This is a genomic window from Microcystis sp., assembly GCF_048564745.1.
GTDB classification, from domain to species: domain Bacteria; phylum Cyanobacteriota; class Cyanobacteriia; order Cyanobacteriales; family Microcystaceae; genus Microcystis; species Microcystis ichthyoblabe_A.
Genome location: NZ_JBLZRT010000201.1, coordinates 1 through 4,346, shown reverse-complemented (window position 1 = coordinate 4,346; position 4,346 = coordinate 1). Strand labels below are relative to the sequence as shown.

General features: G+C 41.0%; 3 protein-coding genes and 1 pseudogene. 3 read left to right on the top strand and 1 reads right to left on the bottom strand.

Annotated features, from left to right (window positions below; all coding sequences use genetic code 11):
* Window positions 1-735 precede the first annotated feature (735 nt).
* The 3 genes and pseudogenes from ACOCD9_RS20605 (at window position 736) to ACOCD9_RS20595 (ending at window position 3,612) form a co-directional block, all read left to right on the top strand.
* Window positions 736-1,908 carry a glycosyltransferase family 2 protein gene (locus ACOCD9_RS20605; protein WP_287703109.1) on the top strand — a complete coding sequence of 391 codons (1,173 nt, stop codon included), beginning with the start codon at window positions 736-738 and terminating at the stop codon, window positions 1,906-1,908.
* 287 nt (window positions 1,909-2,195) lie between these two features.
* Window positions 2,196-2,777, top strand: a pseudogene (locus ACOCD9_RS20600) (ISAs1 family transposase); the annotation flags it as partial.
* Window positions 2,778-2,910: 133 nt separating this feature from the next.
* The gene (locus tag ACOCD9_RS20595) at window positions 2,911-3,612 is read left to right on the top strand and encodes a hypothetical protein (RefSeq protein WP_002756702.1); all 702 of its coding nucleotides are present in this window, start codon (window positions 2,911-2,913) and stop codon (window positions 3,610-3,612) included.
* A 542-nt stretch (window positions 3,613-4,154) separates the two neighbouring features.
* Here the strand turns inward: ACOCD9_RS20595 and ACOCD9_RS20590 are convergent.
* A partial coding sequence (locus ACOCD9_RS20590; protein WP_287703111.1) for a hypothetical protein occupies window positions 4,155-4,346 on the bottom strand: 192 nt, incomplete at its 5' end.

Genomic DNA, 4,346 nt, shown 5'->3' with positions numbered 1-4,346 from the left:
AGTGTTATTAGTAGTTGGTCTTCCGTACTCAATTTGCTAGGTCTTCCTGTCTTTTTTTGCCAAACTTTTTCTGCCTTTAGGACTGTTACCATATCCTTAAATGTATCTGGATACACGCCACACAAGCGTTTGAACTCTGTTAGCTTTAAAGTTTTTACTTGTTCGTAAGTCATCTTTCAATCTTAACTCTTGGACTATTTTATCCTATTTTGTCTAGACTTATGCAAGAGATCTATTGATTAAGAAGTTGGCCTTATCTATAATTTTACTGCGCTTATTTTTGTATATTGCAATTGATCTGGCATTTTTCCCTGCACCCTCACGTTATTTATTCCCCAGTAATCCATTGCTATCGGCACTGTCAATTCTAAACTTATATGTTACAACTAAACTTTTAAGGTCATTTCGATTTTAAGCTTGATATAGCTAAGGTTTATGGCTGTGAAACCAAGATAAACTTCAATTTTTAATTTTTCAGTATCATTTTCTCTGGGTTGCCGAATTTTTGCCCTAAGCTGTTCGTAATCTAAACCCCGTTGTTGGGATGCTGAAGGCTGTGTCTAGCTTAGATAGCTTCGGAAATCTGGATAATGAACAGCCCACTCATTATAGGTTATTGGGGACAAAGACAAGCCAATCAATTAAGGCAGCACTATTGAGCAATCAAAAATCTGTTGTCACAAATGTCAATAATCCTGTTATACTCTTGAGCAAAACGACTCCACCGCGATTGTTATGCTGGAAAATCAGGTCATGGCAGATGCCGCCTCTAATGAGCAGATACCTACTCTAGAATTATCGATCGTCATGCCCTGTCTCAACGAGGCGGAAACCCTGGCCACCTGTATCGGCAAAGCGCGAGATTATCTGGAACGACAGAAAATTGCGGGAGAGGTGCTAATCGCCGATAATGGCAGTAGCGATGGTTCCCAAGAAATTGCCACTAATTCAGGGGCGCGGGTGGTTCCCATCCCGGAAAGGGGTTATGGTAGCGCCCTGCGGGGAGGTATCGCCGCCGCCAAAGGTCAATACATTATTATGGGGGATGCCGATGATAGCTATGACTTTACCAATCTCTCGCCTTTCCTAGAAAAATTGCGACAGGGTTATGATTTGGTGATGGGCAATCGTTTTCAGGGGGGAATTAAACCAGGGGCGATGCCAGTATTGCATAAGTATCTGGGCAATCCTGTCTTGACTTGGTTAGGACGGTTATTTTTTGGCAGCCCCTGTGGTGATTTTCACTGTGGATTGCGCGGGTTTAGTAAACAGGCGATCAAACAATTGAACCTACGCACCACTGGCATGGAATTCGCCAGCGAGATGGTGGTGAAAGCATCCCTCTACGGCCTGAAAATTACCGAAGTACCAACCACTTTATCCCCTGACGGTCGTAGTCGTCCCCCCCACCTAAAAACTTGGCGCGATGGCTGGCGACATCTCCGATTCCTCTTAATGTATAGTCCTCGCTGGTTGTTTCTCTATCCCGGACTGGCTTTAATGTTTCTGGGGTTTGTGGCGACGATTTGGTTTATTCCTCAACCCAGAGTTCACACCCTTCTCTATTCAGCCACAGCTTTGATTATTGGCTTTCAAATCGTCAGTTTTGCCATCTTCACAAAAGCTTTTGCTATCAGCGAGGGTTTATTACCGGAAGACCGAAAATTAAGACGATTTTTGCGTTATATTAATCTGGAGGTGGGATTGAGCATTGGCGTAATTTTATTGGTACTAGGTATGGGCGGTTCACTGTATGCTTTATACATTTGGAATGCTCGACTTTATGGAGCCTTAGATCCAGCCGTGACCATGCGGATTGTCATTCCTTCCGTAACCGCTCTAGCGTTGGGAGTACAGGTGGTTTTTTCCAGTTTCTTTTTAAGTGTTTTGGGATTGAAACGAAGATAAAAATAATGGTAACTGATTGTTATCGGCTTTATTGCTTCTAAACTTATATGTTACCCTTCAACTTTCGTATACTCAAAAATACCAAGAAATAGACAATCATCCTAGTTCTTATGGTATCCGTATTAAACAGGGTAAGCTCATCTAATTTAGCAGTTAAGTAGGTAGGCACAATTATTTGTAGGATGGGTTAGCGGTAGCGTAACATAATCGGGCGTTGGGTTTCATGCTTCAACCCAACCTACGTTCATTTTATATTTAATTCCACCCACCTACTTAATCATATTCAAGCCAAAAAAGCTGACTACGTTGTCGCCCTTAAAGCTAATCATCCGACTCTTTATACTCAGGTCAAAAACTGGTTTGAGCAAGCTCAAGCACATCAATTTGATGGTATTCAATTTAGTTATGATTACCGTCTGGAAAAAGGTCATCATCGTCTCGAAAAACTTTGGTGTTGGGCTGTCCCCTTAGAAGCTTTCGGCAGTCTTTATCAACAAGCTCAATGGCAAGGAATTCAAAGTATTATCATAGTTAAACGAGTTCGTCATCCTGGTCATAAAACCACTTGTGAAGTCCAATTTTATCTCAGTTCTCTCCCAGCTGATGCTCAAAAAATAGGTAATGCTATTCGTAAACATTGGAGCATTGAAAATCAGGCTCATTGGATTTTAGATGTTACTTTTAATTAAGATAAATGTCGGATTCGCTCTGGTCACAGCCCTCGTAATTTTGCATTCTTGAGACGAGTAGCACTTAACGCTCTTAACCAGGAATCCACTTACCGACGTAGTCTGGCACAAAAAAGTAAACGGGCGGCCATGGATAATAACTATATGATGGCTGTGCTGAAAGCCTTTTGTCAAGCCTAATTGAGATGCTCTTACCCTGGGTGATTCTGGCAAGAGCATTTGTTCGCTTGACTCGCTGTTCTTACTCATTATACTATAACAGTCCTTGGGCTATCAATTTTTCGAGATACCCAACTATGTAAACAAATATATTATGAATCAAGGCATTGACTATTTTAATCGTGGACATTGGTTAACAGGGATTCAAGAACGCTTAAGTGTAGAAGCTCGCCGTAAGATGTTTGATTTAGCTATGAACAAACTCGATTTACGGGCAGGAGAAAGTATTATTGATATTGGTTCTACTCCAGATGTGGAGAGGATAGACAGTAACTGTATGATTCCCTGGTTTCATGAAGCAGGGTTAACTGTCGCCCTCTCTTCCCCAGAAGACATTTCTTCCCTGAGCCAAGTGTTTCCTTTTGCCAAAATTTTAAGCCCCAATGGATTTCATCGCCCAATTCTTGCTAAGGAGTGTGAGTTTGATGTAGCCACCTCTAGCGCAGTTTTAGAACATTGTGGTTCGACTCATTTACAGGTTGAACATATTCGAGAGTGTGCCAGAGTTGCTAGTAAAATATTCTTAACTACACCCAATCGTTGGCATTGGCTAGAATTTCATACTAAACTTCCCCTAATCCATTGGTTACCTAAATCTTGGCATCGGTTTCTATTAAATATAGTCGGGTTATCCTTCTGGGCTAAGGAAGATAATTTAAACCTACTGGGTAGAGCCGAATTATTAAACTTAGCTAAACAAGCTTTAGGAGACAATTTCAGTATTAGAGTCGAAACCATCTGGGCGCTGGGAATGCCTTCCAATTTAGTATTATTAGCTAGACGTATTAATGACTAATACAGGGTAAGCGCATCTTAACAATCCTTGACAAAATGAACTTTATGTGAGTTGCTTACCCAGAGGTACATTCAGGCATATTTGAGGAGAATTTGCCATCTCAATTGTTAAGCAAAAATCGACCCAATGTTAAGATTTCGTAACTATTCTGATTGACTGGTATCACTTGAAATGCCCACACAGCAAGCAGATCACAAAAGGGGCTAATTGTCAATAGCGTTTGAGATGCGCTCACCCTGGTATTAAATGTAAAATACTTGGATAAAACGTCAAGGTAGTTATGCAGACAAAGAACTCGTATTTTTTAGATTTAACTCCTCTAAGAGAATTGATGCTTTCCAGAACCTTCTGGTTCAGTCTCAGCATCGTATTCTCTATTTTGTACAGTATCTTATTCTTACAAATCGCTTTCGGTAGCGAGTACAGTATTCAGGATGACGCACGCCGTAGTATTGTTGACTTCTAGGAAAGAATAGGGCTGACCGGCTACGGTAAAATTAGGGTTTCGGCTGATCCCGAACTCAGGTTAGTTATGATACTAGCTAATTTGATAGCTTTTTACTATCCTCCGATGCTGCCGCTTCTAGGCTGGTAATTGCGGTTTCTGCCGTCAAAATAGGAGGAACATCACTTAAACTAGCAGTTTGATAAACCTGTTCATTTCTAGCAAATAAATTGCTCATATCTTGAGAATAATTAGAAGCGATCGATAGCAAAGCTCCGGCAAAAATATA

Bases quoted from the DNA above. Each gene is read 5' to 3' on its own strand.
- ACOCD9_RS20595 (WP_002756702.1), top strand. From the start codon at position 2,911: ATGAATCAAGGCATTGACTATTTTAATCGTGGACATTGGTTAACAGGG.
- ACOCD9_RS20605 (WP_287703109.1), top strand. From the start codon at position 736: ATGCTGGAAAATCAGGTCATGGCAGATGCCGCCTCTAATGAGCAGATA.